At 68.5% G+C, this 14,229-nt stretch carries 16 protein-coding genes; 12 read left to right on the top strand and 4 right to left on the bottom strand.

Features of this window, described 5'->3' with window-relative positions; all coding sequences use genetic code 11:
• Window positions 1-28: 28 nt before the first annotated feature.
• Complete coding sequence (gene groES / locus D000_RS0101860; protein ID WP_018871854.1) at window positions 29-319, bottom strand: co-chaperone GroES; 291 nt, start codon at window positions 317-319, stop codon at window positions 29-31.
• 198 nt (window positions 320-517) lie between these two features.
• Window positions 518-1,000 carry an FxsA family protein gene (locus D000_RS0101855; RefSeq protein WP_018871853.1) on the bottom strand — a complete coding sequence of 161 codons (483 nt, stop codon included), beginning with the start codon at window positions 998-1,000 and terminating at the stop codon, window positions 518-520.
• A gap of 191 nt (window positions 1,001-1,191) precedes the next feature.
• Between D000_RS0101855 and D000_RS0101850 the strand changes: the two genes are divergently transcribed.
• The 7 genes from D000_RS0101850 (at window position 1,192) to ubiA (ending at window position 8,406) form a co-directional block, all read left to right on the top strand.
• Window positions 1,192-1,737 carry a thioredoxin family protein gene (locus D000_RS0101850; RefSeq protein WP_018871852.1) on the top strand — a complete coding sequence of 182 codons (546 nt, stop codon included), beginning with the start codon at window positions 1,192-1,194 and terminating at the stop codon, window positions 1,735-1,737.
• A gap of 33 nt (window positions 1,738-1,770) precedes the next feature.
• The gene (locus tag D000_RS0101845; RefSeq protein ID WP_026279684.1) at window positions 1,771-3,138 is read left to right on the top strand and encodes a TolC family protein; all 1,368 of its coding nucleotides are present in this window, start codon (window positions 1,771-1,773) and stop codon (window positions 3,136-3,138) included.
• A gap of 38 nt (window positions 3,139-3,176) precedes the next feature.
• On the top strand, window positions 3,177-3,974 hold the full coding sequence (locus D000_RS0101840) for an efflux RND transporter periplasmic adaptor subunit (RefSeq protein WP_018871850.1): 798 nt from the start codon (window positions 3,177-3,179) through the stop codon (window positions 3,972-3,974).
• 3 nt (window positions 3,975-3,977) lie between these two features.
• On the top strand, window positions 3,978-4,319 hold the full coding sequence (gene cutA, locus D000_RS0101835) for a divalent-cation tolerance protein CutA (RefSeq protein ID WP_018871849.1): 342 nt from the start codon (window positions 3,978-3,980) through the stop codon (window positions 4,317-4,319).
• The gene (gene dsbD, locus D000_RS0101830; RefSeq protein WP_018871848.1) at window positions 4,307-6,628 is read left to right on the top strand and encodes a protein-disulfide reductase DsbD; all 2,322 of its coding nucleotides are present in this window, start codon (window positions 4,307-4,309) and stop codon (window positions 6,626-6,628) included. Before cutA ends, dsbD begins: the two co-directional genes overlap by 13 nt.
• A complete protein-coding gene (locus D000_RS0101825; protein ID WP_018871847.1) occupies window positions 6,625-7,173 on the top strand; it encodes a TlpA disulfide reductase family protein in 549 nt (182 codons plus the stop codon). The genes dsbD and D000_RS0101825 overlap by 4 nt, the downstream gene beginning before the upstream one ends.
• Window positions 7,174-7,536: 363 nt before the next feature.
• Window positions 7,537-8,406, top strand: a complete 870-nt coding sequence (ubiA, locus tag D000_RS0101820; RefSeq protein WP_018871846.1) for a 4-hydroxybenzoate octaprenyltransferase — start codon at window positions 7,537-7,539, stop codon at window positions 8,404-8,406.
• A 23-nt stretch (window positions 8,407-8,429) separates the two neighbouring features.
• On the opposite strand, the gene D000_RS0101815 is transcribed toward ubiA, so the two are convergent.
• Window positions 8,430-8,996: a ComF family protein gene (locus tag D000_RS0101815; protein WP_018871845.1), complete on the bottom strand. Its 567-nt coding sequence runs from the start codon at window positions 8,994-8,996 to the stop codon at window positions 8,430-8,432.
• 240 nt (window positions 8,997-9,236) lie between these two features.
• Here D000_RS0101815 and D000_RS0101810 point away from each other — a divergent pair, with 240 nt between their 5' ends.
• The 5 genes from D000_RS0101810 to D000_RS0101790 all read left to right on the top strand — a co-directional run bounded on the left by D000_RS0101810 (window position 9,237) and on the right by D000_RS0101790 (window position 13,344).
• Entirely contained in the window at window positions 9,237-9,695 is a 459-nt protein-coding gene (locus tag D000_RS0101810; protein WP_018871844.1) for a hypothetical protein, read from the top strand.
• On the top strand, window positions 9,692-10,687 hold the full coding sequence (gene bioB, locus D000_RS0101805; RefSeq protein ID WP_018871843.1) for a biotin synthase BioB: 996 nt from the start codon (window positions 9,692-9,694) through the stop codon (window positions 10,685-10,687). Before D000_RS0101810 ends, bioB begins: the two co-directional genes overlap by 4 nt.
• A 12-nt stretch (window positions 10,688-10,699) precedes the next feature.
• A complete protein-coding gene (locus D000_RS0101800; RefSeq protein ID WP_018871842.1) occupies window positions 10,700-11,452 on the top strand; it encodes a class I SAM-dependent methyltransferase in 753 nt (250 codons plus the stop codon).
• A 10-nt stretch (window positions 11,453-11,462) separates the two neighbouring features.
• A complete protein-coding gene (gene bioF / locus D000_RS0101795) occupies window positions 11,463-12,644 on the top strand; it encodes an 8-amino-7-oxononanoate synthase (RefSeq protein ID WP_018871841.1) in 1,182 nt (393 codons plus the stop codon).
• A 121-nt stretch (window positions 12,645-12,765) separates the two neighbouring features.
• Entirely contained in the window at window positions 12,766-13,344 is a 579-nt protein-coding gene (locus D000_RS0101790) for a glycine zipper domain-containing protein (RefSeq protein WP_026279683.1), read from the top strand.
• 182 nt (window positions 13,345-13,526) lie between these two features.
• Here D000_RS0101790 and radC read toward each other — a convergent pair whose 3' ends face one another.
• Window positions 13,527-14,198: a DNA repair protein RadC gene (radC, locus tag D000_RS0101785; protein ID WP_018871839.1), complete on the bottom strand. Its 672-nt coding sequence runs from the start codon at window positions 14,196-14,198 to the stop codon at window positions 13,527-13,529.
• Between the last annotated feature and the right edge of the window lie 31 nt (window positions 14,199-14,229).

The following is a 14,229-nucleotide window of genomic DNA, read 5'->3' as shown; positions in this document are numbered from 1 at the left end:
TCGTGTTAGACGGACGCGGGACGGGGCCTCAGCCCTCGATGACGGCCATGATGTCGTCTTCGCGCATCACCAGGACGTCTTCACCCTCGACCTTGACCTCGGTGCCGGAGTACTTGCCGAACAGGACCTTGTCACCGGCCTTCACGTCCAGCGCGCGGACTTCACCGTTCTCCAGGATCTTGCCGTTGCCTACCGCAACCACCTCGCCGCGAACCGGCTTTTCGGCCGCGGAATCCGGGATCACGATACCGCCGGGGGTGGTGCGCTCTTCTTCCATACGCTTCACGATGACTCGATCGTGCAAAGGCCGCAGGTTCATGGTGCGAACTCCTTATTGAATGTCTGCAACAGGAAAGTTGGGGGTGTCGGGCGGGCGCCCTGTTAGCACCCACCCCTGACGAGTGCTAATAATAGGGGCACACAAGGGCGAGTCAAGGGCGTGTACCGCGAACTTGACCCGGGTCGCGTAACGGTCGTCAGCGCCTGCGCGTAAAACGGTGCGGAGAAACCGACTGGATCAGCGCCGATCGTCGTGATCGAGCCGGTCGTCAGGCGGCTCGCTACCGTCCTCGTGCCGCCGGAATTCGCCTTCGATCGGACCGGGGCCACCGCGCCCCCCCGGCCCCGGGCCTCGCGTGCGGATCATCCCGCGGCGCAGCACGCCGGCCGCCACCCAGCGGCGCAGGGGCGGGATCAGCAGCACGAACCCGGCGGCATCCGTGAAGAATCCCGGCAACAGCAGCAGCATCGCGGCCGCCATCAGCAGCCAGCCCTCGACCAGCCCGAGCGCTGGCACCTCGCCACGCGCCAGGCTTTGCTGCAAACGGCGCCAGTGATAAAACCCCTGCAGGCGGAACAGCAGCAGGCCCGCCGCGGCGGTCACGATCACCAGCACCACCGTCATCAGCGCGCCCACGGCATCGCCGACCCAGGCAAACCCGAAGATCTCGAGCAGGATCAGGCCAAGGAATACGAAAAGCGGAAAGAAGGGGCTGCGCATGGGGTGTTCCGGATATATTGCGTAAGTATTGGAACACGCGCCCCGCTGGGTGTCGATTGCCACTACGGAGGCTCGGCCGCCCTCCCGTCGTGGCCAGGGCGCTGTTTTCCTTGCACGAACAGGGGAATTAAGTCAGCCTGCTGCACGTCATTGGTGCATACGGCAATCGATATATTGCGGAGATCCCGAGCATGCTGCGAAACCCGACCCCGCTCCTGGCGCTCATCGTCCTCGCCTTGCTGCTGCCGGCACTGGCAGGCGCCGGCGTCGAGGATCCGCGCGACCCGGATCATCACTTCTTCGACCCAACCTTCGGCGAATTCCCGGAGGAACTGGAAGATGCCCGCGCCGCGGGCAAGAAAGGCATCCTGATCTTCTTCGAGATGGCCGACTGTCCGTTCTGCCACCGCATGAAAAACCAGGTCCTGAATCAGCCCGAGGTGCAGGAGTACTTCAGCGAGCACTTCCGGGTATTCAGCGTCGATGTCGAGGGCGCGATCGAGATCGTCACCTTCGACGGCGAGACCAAGACCCAGATGGAATGGGCCACCCGCGACTTCCGCGTACGCGCCACCCCGGTGTTCCAGTTCTTCAACCTCGACGGCGAACCGATCGCCCGCTTCACCGGGGCCACCCGCGACACCCGCGAGTTCCTGCAGCTGGGCGAGTTCGTGGCCAAAGGCCATTACAGGGACCAGAACTTCACGCGCTTCAAGCGCGAACAAGACAGCCGCTGACCCTTCTCACTGAATCGCAAGGATCGACGCACGATGTCGCCGATACCCCCTCGCTCGCCTCGGGTGCGCCGACACCCGGCCGGCGGCCTGCTGCTGGCGGGCCTGCTGCTCTGCCTCCCGGTCATGCCCGTGGCCGCCCAGGGTGGCGCCAGCGAGCTCGGGCCGCTGCCCAACCCGATGCGGGTCGGGGACGCCCTGGAGCGCGTCGACGCCCTGCACCCGCAGGTGCGCCAGGCACGCGCGGAACGCGAACGCGCCCGCGCCGCGCTGGAGGCCGCGCGCGCCGAAAGCGACGTCAACGTCAGTGCCCGCCTCGAGGCACGCTGGATCGAACCCAACGACCTGGTCGCGGACCGCAGCCGCAACGACTCCCGCGCCTCCATCGTCGCGCGCAAACTCCTCAGCGATTTCGGCCAGTCGCATGCGCGCGAGTCCGCCAGCGCGCAACGCCTGGAGGCGGCGCGCATGGAGGAGGAGCTGGCATACGCCCGCCACCGCATCCATGTACTGGAACGTTACTTCGACGTGCTGCTGGCGGATCTTGCCTTCGCCCGCGACACCGAGGCGATGGCCGCCGCCTATGTCTCCAAGGAGCGCGCGGAAGAACGCAACCAGCGCGGCCAGGTATCCGACATCGAGGTCTTCCGGCTGGAATCCGAGTATCAGACCCTGCGCGTGCAGCGCACCCGCGCACTGCACACCCAGCAACGCACCCGGGCGGCCCTGGCCGAGGCCCTGAACCGCCCGGATCGTCGGGTGCGCACCGTGCTGGCCCCCATGCTGCCGCTGGATCTGCCCGCACTCCCGGACCTGGACCCGCTGCTCGCCGAGCTCGACAACACCAGTCCGCGGCTGCTGGCCGAGCGCCACCACGTGGAGGCGGCAACCCGCGAACTGGCCGCCTCGCGCGCCCAGCGCCGGCCGCGCCTGTACGCCGAGGCCGAGTCCGGCTGGTGGTACCGCGACCTGGGCGGCAGCGACCGCAACCCCTTTGCGGCCGGGCTGGTCCTGGAAATCCCGCTGTACGAAGGCCGCCGCCACGACGGCCGCGTGGGGCAGGCCGTGGCCGCCCGCCACCGCGCCGAGGCCGAGCGCGGCCAGGCGCGCATTGAAGCGCGCAACCGCCTGCGCGAACTCCATGACGAGATCCGCGCGCTCCAGATCCAGCGCGACGAGGCCAGCTGGCGCATGGACTACCGCGAGCTGTATATCGACCGCGCGCGCTACCTGTATGACATCGAGGACCAGGCCGACCTGGGCGATTCGATGGTGCAGCAAAGCGCGGCCGCGCATTTCAATGCCAGCACCGAATTCCAGCTGGCCCTGGCCTACGAGCGCCTGGCCCTGCTGACCGGACGCGACGAGCTGAGCCCGTTTCGCGCCACTGACGACAACTCTTGAGCCGCCGACCTGCCGGCGACCGGACGGGAGACCAGACCATGCCCCGCGTCTTCAACGCATCTTCCCTGCTGACCACCGTCGGTCTCGCGGCCCTGCTCGCGCTGGCGCCGCTGCCCGTACTCGCGGAGGACGGCTTCGACGCCCGCCTCGACTGGGGCGAGCGCTACCGCATCACCGCCCCGATCGCGGGCCGGATCGAGGCAATCGAGGTGCGGCCCGGCGAACGGGTCGCGGCGGAGGCCGTGCTGTTTCGGCTGGATACCCGCCGCACCGAGGCCGATCTGCGCGCGGCGCGGGCCGCCATCGAACGCCTGCAGATGGAGCTCGCCGAGGCCGAACGCGAGCGGGACAAGGCCGAGGACCTCTATGACCAGACCCTGATCGCCGCACGCGAACTCGAGCTCGCGCGCATCGATTACGCCACGGTCGCCGCGCGCCTGGCCGAGGCCCGCGCCCAGCGCGACCGCGTTCGCGCCGATCTCGAGGATGCCGTCATCCGGGCCCCGGCCGATGGGCATATGGTTCGCATCGACGCCAGCGTCGGGCAGTTCGTCAACCCGGCGCTGATGCCGCCAGTCCTGGCCATCCTCGGCACCCGCGACCCGATGCGCGCCCGCGGCCTGGTGCCGGCCACGACCGCCGCCGAACTGGAACCAGGGGACGCGGTCACGGTCGTAGTCGCCGAGCAGCGTCTGTCCGGGCGGATCGCCAGCGTGGGCTGGGAACCGACCGGCGAGGAGCCCGAACGCGGCTACGCGGTCGAGGTGGAATTCTCCCCGGGGGATGCCACGTCATTGCGACCCGGCCAGAATGCACGCATCGAACGGGACCACTGACGCATGAGCGCCGACACCCCGGTGGCCAGCGCCCGTGCCTGGCTGGTCATCACCACTCTGGATGACCCCGAGGCGGCGGATGCCCTGGCCGGCGCCCTGGTGGAACGAGGCCTGGCGGCCTGCGTGCATGTCCTCCCACCCGGACGCTCGGTTTATATGTGGAAAGGGAATATCGAGTTCGATACCGAAGTCACACTGTTGATCAAGACCTCCCCGGCGCGGCTGGACGAACTCCAGGACTGGCTGACGGACCAACATCCTTACGAGACGCCCGAGATCGTCGCACTGCCGATCGAGCGCGGGCTGCCCGATTACCTGAACTGGATAACGCAATGCACCTCCTGAACCCTCGCACCTGGCTGACGACCCTGCTGGTCACCCTGCTGCTGATCCCCGCTCTTGCCCAGGCCCTGTTCGAGGACGACCTGCTGGACCCGGATGACGCCTTCAGCCTGAGCGCGGAGGCGATCGACGCCGACACCGTCCGCCTGACCTGGGACATCGCCGACGGCTACTACATGTACCGCGAGCAGTTCGAGTTCACGCCCGAGAGCGAAGGTCTGGAACTGGGCGAGGCGCGCATCCCCGATGGCGAGATCAAGGAAGATGAATTCTTCGGCCGGGTCGAGACCTACCGCGACCAGGTGGAAATCGAGCTGCCCATCGCGGCCGCGGAAACCACCACCATCGAACTGACCGCCCGCTCCCAGGGCTGCGCGGACCTCGGCGTCTGCTACCCGCCGCACTTCCAGACCGTCTCCATCGAACTGCCCGGCCTGCCGGGCGGCAACGGCGAGGAAACCACCGCGGAAGACGAGCCGGTCGAGGAACGCAGCGCCCTGGGCGATCTCGGGGAGCTGTCCGGCGAGGTGGGGGCCGCCGATGATCTGCTGGAGCCGGAGAAGGCCTTCGCCGCGTCTCTGGAGGCCATCAGCCAGAACGCAGTGATCCTGCGCTTCGAGATCGCGGACGGGTATTACCTCTACCGCGACCAGCTCGACGTACGCGTGGCCGAGGGCGAGGGCATCGAGCTGGGCCCGGTCAACCCGCCCGACGGCGAGCTGCAGGAAGACGAGTTCTTCGGCGAGACGCAGGTCTACCGCGACCAGGTGGAGATCCTCGTGCCGGTCCTGCGCGACGCCGATGACGTTGCGGACATCACCCTGGCCATCGACTACCAGGGCTGCTGGGACGGCGGCGTGTGCTATCCGCCGCTGACCCAGGAGGTCGCGGTCACCTTCGCCTCCGACCTCGCCGCCGAGGCCGACACCGATGCCCTGCCGGCGACCGGCGACGCGCCGCGCGAGGACGACGAGGCCACCGCCCCCGTGACCCAGCAGGACCGCATCGCGGCCCAGCTGGCCGACGGGCAGATCTGGCTGGTGGCGCTGGCCTTCTTCGGCTTCGGGCTGCTGCTGACGTTTACCCCCTGCGTGTTCCCGATGATCCCGATCCTGTCGAACATCATCATCGGGCAGAAGAACCTGACCACCCGCAAGGCATTCCTGATCTCGCTGGTATTCGTGCTGGCGATGGCGCTGACCTACACCATTGCCGGGGTGTTCGCGGGGCTGGCCGGGGCCAACCTGCAGGCGGCGTTCCAGAACCCCTGGATCATCGGCACCTTCGTCGCCATCTTCATTGCCCTGGCGATGTCGATGTTCGGCTTCTACGAGTTGCAGATGCCGGCCAGCGTGCAGAGCAAGCTGTCGCAGATCAGCAACAAGCAGGAAGGCGGCACTTACATGGGCGCCGGGATCATGGGCTTCCTGTCGGCGCTGATTGTCGGCCCCTGCGTGACCGCGCCGCTGATCGGCGCCCTGCTCTACATCAGCCATACCGGCGATGCCGTGCTGGGCGGTATCGCCCTGTTCGCCCTGAGCATGGGCATGGGTGCCCCGCTGCTGGCGATCGGCACCTCCGCCGGCCGTCTGCTGCCGAAGGCCGGTCCGTGGATGGACACCATCAAGGCGGTGTTCGGCGTAGGCCTGCTGGCGATCGGCATCTGGCTGCTGGAGCGGGTGATCCCCGGCGAGCTGGCGATGTTCCTGTGGGCCATCCTGCTGATCGTGACCGCGGTGTACATGGGTGCGCTGCGCACCCTGCCGGAGGGCACCTCCGGCTGGTACACCCTGTGGAAAGGCCTCGGCGTGGTCATCCTGATCTACGGGGTGCTGCTGATGCTGGGAGCGGCCACCGGCGGCAAGGACATCTTCCGGCCGCTGGCCACGCTCAATCAGCCCGCGGTGACCGCCACCGGCGAACAGTCCGGGCCGACGGAGATGCAGTTCACCTACATCGACAGCCTCGAAGACCTCGAACGCGAGCTGGAGCAGGCCCGGGGCAACAACCAGCCGGTGTTCCTGGATTTCTACGCCGACTGGTGCGTGGACTGCGTGCGCCTGGACCGCACCACCTTCCAGGACCAGCGCGTCATTAACGCGATGGCGGACGTGCACCTGCTCAAGGTGGACGTAACCGACAACACCTCGGAGCACCGCAACCTGATGCGCGAGTTCAGCCTGTTCGGGCCGCCGGCGATGATCTTCTGGGATGCCGACGGCAATGAACTGCGCAACTACCGCAACGTGGGCTACCTGAACGCCGATCGCTTCCTGGCCCATGTGGAAAACGCCATCGGGGTGACGCCATGAGCCTGCGCGTATACGCGGTCGCCGCCCTCACCCTGGTCGGTGCCGTCGCGCTGACCGCCTGTACGGATCCGGAGCCCGGAACCGAGCCCGGGGCCGAGGCCGAAGCGACCTCCGCCAGCGAGGCCACGCAACGCGAGCGCATCGATTTCACCCTGCCCGACCTCGCCGGGCAGGAGCGCCAGCTCAGCGAGTGGGACGACGACCTGATCGTGCTGAACTTCTGGGCCACCTGGTGCCCGCCCTGCAAGAAGGAAATGCCGCTGTTCCAGGAGACCTACGAGGCCCACCGCGACGACGGCTTCACCATCGTCGCGGTCGCCGTGGACGAACAGACCGCTACCCAGCACTTCGTCGATGACTTCGGCATCGAATTCCCGGTCCTGATCGGCCAGGACGAGGCCGTCGCGGTCGGGCGCGAGTACGGCAACCGCATTGGCGCGCTGCCCTACACCGTGCTGATCAGTCGCGATGGCCGTATTCTCGACACCCATCGTGGTGAGGTGGAACCGGAAGACCTCGAGGGCTGGCTGGAGGCACACCTTTAGGGAGACACCCCGGCGCCGTCACGCCGCAAGGCTGGTAAGTTAGGGAGACACTAATTGGATTGCACGCTCGCGTTGGCACCCCCCCTGTTCCTGATGTGCAAGGCCCGAGACAAGGCGCGGTGCGCAGCCGGTAGTGGCTCTACCGGCAAGTGCCGCAACGCAGGATCGGGGAACAGGGGGTGCCAACCCCACAATTTATTTCACGAAGCGGCTCGGCCGCCCGTTGGTATTAAAAACGGGCGCGCGCACGGTGTTTCGGTTCCCTTGTGCAGAGTGGCTGCACGGCAGTCACCGCGCCTTGTTCGCACGCAAAAGCGACGCGAGCGCGAGCGTGCAATCCAATCAGTGTCTCCCTAAGCCGCCATGACCGAGCGTGAACGCCTGTGGGAACTCGCCCGCCTGATCCGGCTGGATCGTCCGGTGGGCATCTACCTGCTGCTGTGGCCAACCTTCTGGGCACTCTGGCTGGCCGCCGAGGGCTGGCCTCCGGGCTATCTGATCTTCATCTTCACCGCCGGTGTGGTCCTGATGCGTTCGGCCGGCTGCGCGATCAACGACTACGCCGACCGCGACTTCGACGGCCATGTGGCGCGCACCCGCGACCGCCCGCTGGCGCGCGGCACCATCACCCCGCGCGAGGCACTGGGCACCTTCGTGGCGCTCAGCGTGGTCGCCTTCGTGCTGGTGCTGTTCACCAACGTGCTGACCATCCTGTATTCCCTGGTAGCCGTTGCGCTGGCGGGCACCTATCCATTCTCCAAGCGCTTCCACCACTTCCCCCAGGTCCATCTTGGCGCGGCCTTCGCCTGGGCCGTGCCGATGGCCTTCACCGCGGTCAGCGGCGAGCACCCGCCACCGATCGCCTGGCTGCTGTTCGTGACCGTACTGGCGTGGACCGTGGTGTACGACACCTTCTACGGCATGGTGGATCGCGAGGACGACCTGAAGATCGGCGTCAAATCCACCGCCATCGCCTTCGGCGAACTGGACCGCCTGATCACCGCCGGCCTGCAGGTGCTGGTCTGGTTCGGGCTCTATCTGATCGGTCAGCATGCCGGGCTCGGCGGGTACTACACCGCCGGGCTGGTCGTCGTCGCGATGCTGATGTTCTACCAGCAGTTCCTGATCTTCGAGCGCGAGCCCGGTGACTGCCTGCGCGCCTTCAAGAACAACCACTATCTGGGGGCCGTGGTCCTGCTGGCGATGGTCGCGGACCACCACCTCGGCACGTGACCCCCGCGCCCACCGGTGACGAGTCAGGCGCGCGCCAGCACCAGTCCCTCCACCCGCGCGGCACCGGCCTGTCGCAACACCCCCGCCAGTGCGGACAGCGTCGCCCCGGTGGTAGCCACATCGTCCACCACCAGCACACGGCACCCGGCCAGGCGCGGCCCCGTCCAGGCAAAGGCACCCTGCACATTGCGGCGCCGTGCCTGTCGCCCCAGGGCCTGTTGCGAGCCGGTCGCACGGATGCGGCGCAGGCTGTGACCATCCAGCGCCGCGCCCAGCACCCGCGCAACCCGCCGGGCCAGATACTCCGACTGGTTGAAGCCACGCGCGCGCAGCCGGGACGGATGCAGCGGGACCGGGAGAATCACATCGGGTCGGGCGGGCGGCTCCTGTCCATGGCCAGCATGGGCCATGATGGCGACCCGCTCCGCAAGCGCCGCCAGGATGCGCTCGGCGCGCACATTGGCGCCGTGCTTGTAGGCCAGGATCAGCTGATCCAGCGGCCAGGCATAGGCCCAGCCCGCGTGCAGCTCATCCAGGACCGGGGGCTGGCGGATACAGTCCGGGCACACCCCGGCCACCGGCAGCGGCATCGCGCAGGTGGGGCAGGGGTCCGGCAATGGCGGCAGGTCCTCGCAACACGGACCGCATACCGGTGGACCCGGCGCCAGGCACAGACCGCAATACGAGGGGTAGAGCAGCTCGCCCAGACCCTCGCCCCAGGCCACAAGCCTGCGACTCCAGGACGTCACCCGGCCCCGCTGAAGGCCATGCTGCAATGAAGGGTCCGCAGGCATGATGGTATGATCCGTCTTTTGCATTCAGGGTAGACCATGGCCACGAAGACCGTCTCCGGGCGCAGCTCGCGGCGCGCCGCCTCGATGTTCGACATCGGCAATCTGATCAGCGTATCGATCGCCGGAATCCCGCTGTTCGTGGTCAGCAGCGAGGGCGTCGGGGTCGGTTTCATCATCGCCGCCATCATGGGCATCGTGCCCCTGGTGCTGTGGTTTGGTGGCTCCATGCTGGTCTACGCCCTGAACAAGCACCACCCCGATCCGCGAGTCGGGCACCACACCCAGTGGGCCGCCTACCGCTACTACGCCCTGATGGGCGCCCTGATCGTGTTGGCCACCTTCTTTCCGCCGGATCTGAACTACTACCGCGCCTACTGGGCCATTGCAGCGGCGATCCTGCTGCCCTGGACGATCTACGCGCTGTTCACCATCTACCGCGAGCCGTGGATGGACGTCGAGATTCCGGACGACTTCGACGAGGAACATCACCGATGAGCACGCCCCGCCACGACTGGAACATCGACGAGGTCGAGGCCCTGCTCGACCTGCCGCTGAACGACCTGATCTTTCGCGCGCAGACCGTGCACCGCGAGCACTTCGACCCGAACGCGGTGCAGGTCAGCACGCTGCTGTCGATCAAGACCGGGGCCTGCCCGGAGGACTGCGCCTACTGTCCGCAGAGCGCCCACCACGACGTGGAGCTGGAGCGCGAACGCCTGCTGCCGCTGGAGGAAGTGCTCGAGGCCGCGCGCAACGCCCGCGCCCAGGGCGCGACCCGCTTCTGCATGGGGGCCGCCTGGCGCAACCCCACCGACAAGAACCTGGAGCGCGTGATCGAGATGGTGCGCGCGGTCAAGGACGAGGGTCTGGAGACCTGCATGACCCTCGGCATGCTGAAGGCCGAGCAGGCGAAGCGCCTGTCCGAGGCGGGGCTGGACTACTACAACCACAACCTCGACACCTCGCCGGAGTTCTACGGGCACATCATCTCCACGCGCACCTATGATGACCGCCTGGAGACCCTGGAGCACGTACGCGAGGCCGGCATGAACGTCTGCTGCGGCGGCATCCTCGGCATGGGCGAGTCGCGCCGTGACCGCGCGCGCCTGCTGCAGCAGATGGCCAACCTGCCGAAACACCCGGAATCGGTGCCGATCAACCAGCTGATCCAGGTCGAGGGCACGCCGCTGCACGGGATCGAGGACCTCGACCCGCTGGAGTTCGTGCGCACCATCGCCGCGACCCGCATCCTCATGCCGGCCTCCTACGTGCGCCTGTCCGCCGGGCGCACCGAGATGTCCGACGAGATGCAGGCCCTGTGCTTCCTGGCCGGCGCCAACTCGCTGTTCTACGGCGACACCCTGCTGACCACGCCGAACCCCGGCGAGAATCACGACCTCGCGCTGTTCGAACGCCTGGGCCTGCGCCCGGAGACCGGCCCGGAAGCCCCTGCGGAATCGGACCGGCCCGCCTCCGCATCGGCCTGAGCCGACCGGCCGGTGGCGGGCGACTTTCCCGATCATTTCTCGGCGGTAGCGGGCGACTACGCCCGCCACCGCCCGGACTACCCCGCCGAGCTGTTTGACTGGCTGGCCGCGCACACCCCGCGCCACGAGCGCGCCTGGGACTGCGCCAGCGGCAACGGCCAGGCCGCCCAGGGCCTGAAGCCGCACTTCCCGCAGGTCGTGGCGACGGATGCCGCCCCGGCCCTGCTGGCCGCCCTGCCGGCGACCAGCGGGGTCGATCGCGTGGCCTGCGCCGCCGAGGCCTGCGCGCTGGCCGACGCCTCCGTGGATCTCGCCTGCGTCGCCCAGGCCGCGCACTGGTTTCGCCACGCCGAGTTCCATCACGAGGTTGCCCGCGTCCTGCGCCCGGGTGGCCTGCTGGCGATCTGGGGCTACGGCATCCTGCGCGCCGAGGACCCGGCGCTGGACCGCCTGCTGACCGACTTCCACGACACCACCCTGGCGCCCTGGTGGCCGGAAGAGCGCAGCCACATCCGCAGCCACTACCGCGACCTGCCCTTCCCCTGGCCGGAGCTCGAGGCGCCCGAGTTTCGGATCGACCGCGAATGGGACCGCGACACCCTGCTCGGCTATCTCGGCACCTGGTCGGCCATCCGCCGCGCACAGGCCGCCGGACAGGATCCGCTGACCGCGCTGGAGCCGGCCCTGCACACACTGTGGCCGAACGCGGCCATCACCGCCCGCCTGCACTGGCCGATCTTCCTGCGGGCCGGGCTGCGGCCGTGAGTCCGTCACCATGAGCACCTCGCTGCAGGCCTTTCTGCAGGCCCGCCTCGACCGTGTACGCACGGACGGACGCTGGCGCCGTCTGCGCACGCTGGACGGGCCGCAGCAGCCGGAGCAGGTCATCGACGGCCAGCCGGTCGTCGCCTTCTGCTCTAACGACTACCTGGGCCTGGCAGCCGACCCGGCCGTCGCCGCCGCCGCCCGCGAGGCCCTCGACCGCTACGGGGTCGGGGCCGGCGCAGCCCATCTGATCAACGGCCACACCCGCGCCCATGTAGAACTGGAGCAGGCGCTGGCGCGCTTCACCGGGCGCGAGCGCGCACTGCTGTTCTCCACTGGCTACATGGCCAACCTGGCGCTGGTACAGACGCTGGTCGGCCGCCACGACACGGTGTTCGAGGACCGCTGGAACCATGCCTCGCTGATCGACGCGGTGCGCCTGGCCGGCGCGCGCAGCCAGCGCTATCGCCATGCCGATCCCGGGCACCTGCGCGAACGCCTGGAGCGGGCGCCCGATCGCGGTCACCGCCTGATCGTGACCGACGGCGTGTTCTCCATGGATGGCGACATCGCACCCCTGCCGGAACTGGCCGCGCTGGCACGCGAGTTTGACGCCTGGCTGATGGTGGACGACGCCCACGGCCTGTCGGTGCTGGGCGCGACCGGCGGCGGCAGCTGCCAGTACCACGGCCTGGCCGCAGACGACGTACCGATCCTGATGGGCACGCTGGGCAAGGGTTTCGGCACCGCCGGGGCCTTCGTCGCCGGCTCCGAGGCCCTGATCGAGACCCTGATCCAGACCGCGCGGCCCTACATCTACACCACCGCAATGCCGGCCGCCCTGGCCGCCGCCACGCTGGCCTCCGTGCGGATCGCCGAGGCCGCCACAGATCGGCGTGCGCACCTGCAGGGCCTGCTGCAGCGCCTGGGCGCGGGGCTGGACCGGCTCGGTCTGCAGCACCCGCCACCGTTGACCCCGATCCAGCCGGTCCACATCGGCGACACCCGCCGCGCCAGCGCCGTCGCCGAGAGGCTGCTGGCCGCCGGCTTCCTGGTCCCGGCGATCCGTCCGCCGACGGTCCCCGAGGGCCAGGCGCGGCTGCGCATCACCCTGTCCGCCGCCCACGCCGAGGCCCAGGTGGATGCCCTGCTCCGGGCGCTGGAGCAGGCCCTCGAGCAGGCGAATCCGTGAACCCGAACACAGCCCGGCATTGATGCCCTTCACGTTTCCGGCGATCTCCGCCGCTCGTTAAAGAACCGTTCAGCCACCCCGCGCGAGGCTGGAGCCGAACACGGTCGAAAGGAGACGAACCATGGCACGGAAACGCACTCACTCCCGACGCGGTATACCCACTCACCTGAAGGTACTGGCGGCCGCGATGCTGTTCGGCTTCGCTGCCGACACCCTGGCCTCCCCGCCGCCCTGGGCACCGGCCCACGGCTGGCGCGCGCAGAACGATCCGGGGTATGCCGGCTACCACGGGTACAGCGTGGAGCGCTGGGAACACGACTACGGCGTGATGGACGGCGGCTGCAACCGCGACGCAATCGGCACGGCGATTGGCGGTAGTGCCGGTGCCGTCATCGGCCATCGCGTTGGCGACGGGGATCCGGTCGCCGTGCTGATCGGCGCGGCCAGCGGCGCAGTGCTGGGCCGCATGATCGGCCGCCAGATGGATCGCGCCGACCAGGCCTGCATGGGCCATGCACTGGAACTGGCCGAACCCGGACAGGCCGTGCACTGGGACAACGCCCGCGGTCAGCCCGTGCACATGACCCCGGGGCGCGTCCGCGACAACGGCTGCCGCGAATTCGAGATGCAGATCGACGGCGAGCACCACACAGGAACGGCCTGCCCGGACGAGCCCGGACACTGGGCGATCCGCAGCTAGAAAACTCCGATTAATGGGCGCATTCGGGTTGGCACACCCGGTTCCCCGATCCCGCGTTGCGCCCCGAATCAATCAAAAACGGGCGGGTCGACCCCCTGCCCGCTGCACGACGCGCCTGGTCTCGGAACACCCGGGGTGCGAACGCGAGTGTGCACATTGATCCGTGTTTCCCTCGGGAAACACTACAACTCGCCGCGCTCGGCCAGGGACACAATCGTGTCCGCGACGATCAGATGATCCAGCACGCGGACATCGATCAGCCCAAGGGCCTCGCCGAGCCGGCGGGTAATGGCGACATCCGAACGCGACGGCTCGGCTACGCCCGAGGGGTGGTTGTGCGCCAGGATCACCGCCGCCGCGTTGTGGTGCAGGGCGCGGCGCACCACCTCGCGCGGGTGCACGGAGGCACCATCGATGGTGCCGCGAAAGAGCTCCTCGAAGGCAATCACCCGGTGGCGGTTGTCCAGAAACAGGACCGCAAAGACCTCGAAGGGATAGTCGCGCAGGCGCGCCGCAAGAAACTGGCGGGTGGCCGTCGGCGAGGTCAGTGCATCGCCACGCTCCAGATCGGCGGCCAGGTGCCGCCGCCCCATCTCGAGCACCGCCTGGAGCTGAGCATACTTCGCATCGCCCAGCCCCGGCGCCGCGCAGAACCCCGCCTGATCGGCCTGCAGTAGCGGCCGCAGCCCGCCGAAACGACTGAGGAGATCGCGCGCAACATCGACCGCGCTCTTGCCGGCCACTCCGGTGCGCAGAAAGATCGCCAGCAACTCCGCATCCGACAGCGCCGCCGCGCCCCGTTCGATCAGCTTCTCCCGCGGGCGCTCGGCCGCGGGCCAGTCGGTAATCGCCATCCCCACCTCCCTGTGGTTCGGTCGTTTGGTT

It is taken from the genome of Thioalkalivibrio sp. ALJ16 (assembly GCF_000377345.1).
Classification (GTDB): Bacteria; Pseudomonadota; Gammaproteobacteria; order Ectothiorhodospirales; family Ectothiorhodospiraceae; genus Thioalkalivibrio.
Note: the sequence above shows the minus strand (reverse complement) of the source record. Positions and strands in the feature narration are given on the sequence as shown.

Coding starts and splice junctions, on each gene's coding strand:
- radC (WP_018871839.1), bottom strand. CDS start 14,198: ATGGCGATTACCGACTGGCCCGCGGCCGAGCGCCCGCGGGAGAAGCTG.
- cutA (WP_018871849.1), top strand. CDS start 3,978: ATGAGCGCCGACACCCCGGTGGCCAGCGCCCGTGCCTGGCTGGTCATC.
- D000_RS0101845 (WP_026279684.1), top strand. CDS start 1,771: ATGTCGCCGATACCCCCTCGCTCGCCTCGGGTGCGCCGACACCCGGCC.
- dsbD (WP_018871848.1), top strand. CDS start 4,307: ATGCACCTCCTGAACCCTCGCACCTGGCTGACGACCCTGCTGGTCACC.
- ubiA (WP_018871846.1), top strand. CDS start 7,537: ATGACCGAGCGTGAACGCCTGTGGGAACTCGCCCGCCTGATCCGGCTG.
- bioF (WP_018871841.1), top strand. CDS start 11,463: ATGAGCACCTCGCTGCAGGCCTTTCTGCAGGCCCGCCTCGACCGTGTA.
- D000_RS0101840 (WP_018871850.1), top strand. CDS start 3,177: ATGCCCCGCGTCTTCAACGCATCTTCCCTGCTGACCACCGTCGGTCTC.
- groES (WP_018871854.1), bottom strand. CDS start 319: ATGAACCTGCGGCCTTTGCACGATCGAGTCATCGTGAAGCGTATGGAA.
- D000_RS0101850 (WP_018871852.1), top strand. CDS start 1,192: ATGCTGCGAAACCCGACCCCGCTCCTGGCGCTCATCGTCCTCGCCTTG.
- D000_RS0101855 (WP_018871853.1), bottom strand. CDS start 1,000: ATGCGCAGCCCCTTCTTTCCGCTTTTCGTATTCCTTGGCCTGATCCTG.
- D000_RS0101815 (WP_018871845.1), bottom strand. CDS start 8,996: ATGCCGCTGCCGGTGGCCGGGGTGTGCCCGGACTGTATCCGCCAGCCC.
- D000_RS0101810 (WP_018871844.1), top strand. CDS start 9,237: ATGGCCACGAAGACCGTCTCCGGGCGCAGCTCGCGGCGCGCCGCCTCG.
- D000_RS0101825 (WP_018871847.1), top strand. CDS start 6,625: ATGAGCCTGCGCGTATACGCGGTCGCCGCCCTCACCCTGGTCGGTGCC.
- D000_RS0101790 (WP_026279683.1), top strand. CDS start 12,766: ATGGCACGGAAACGCACTCACTCCCGACGCGGTATACCCACTCACCTG.
- bioB (WP_018871843.1), top strand. CDS start 9,692: ATGAGCACGCCCCGCCACGACTGGAACATCGACGAGGTCGAGGCCCTG.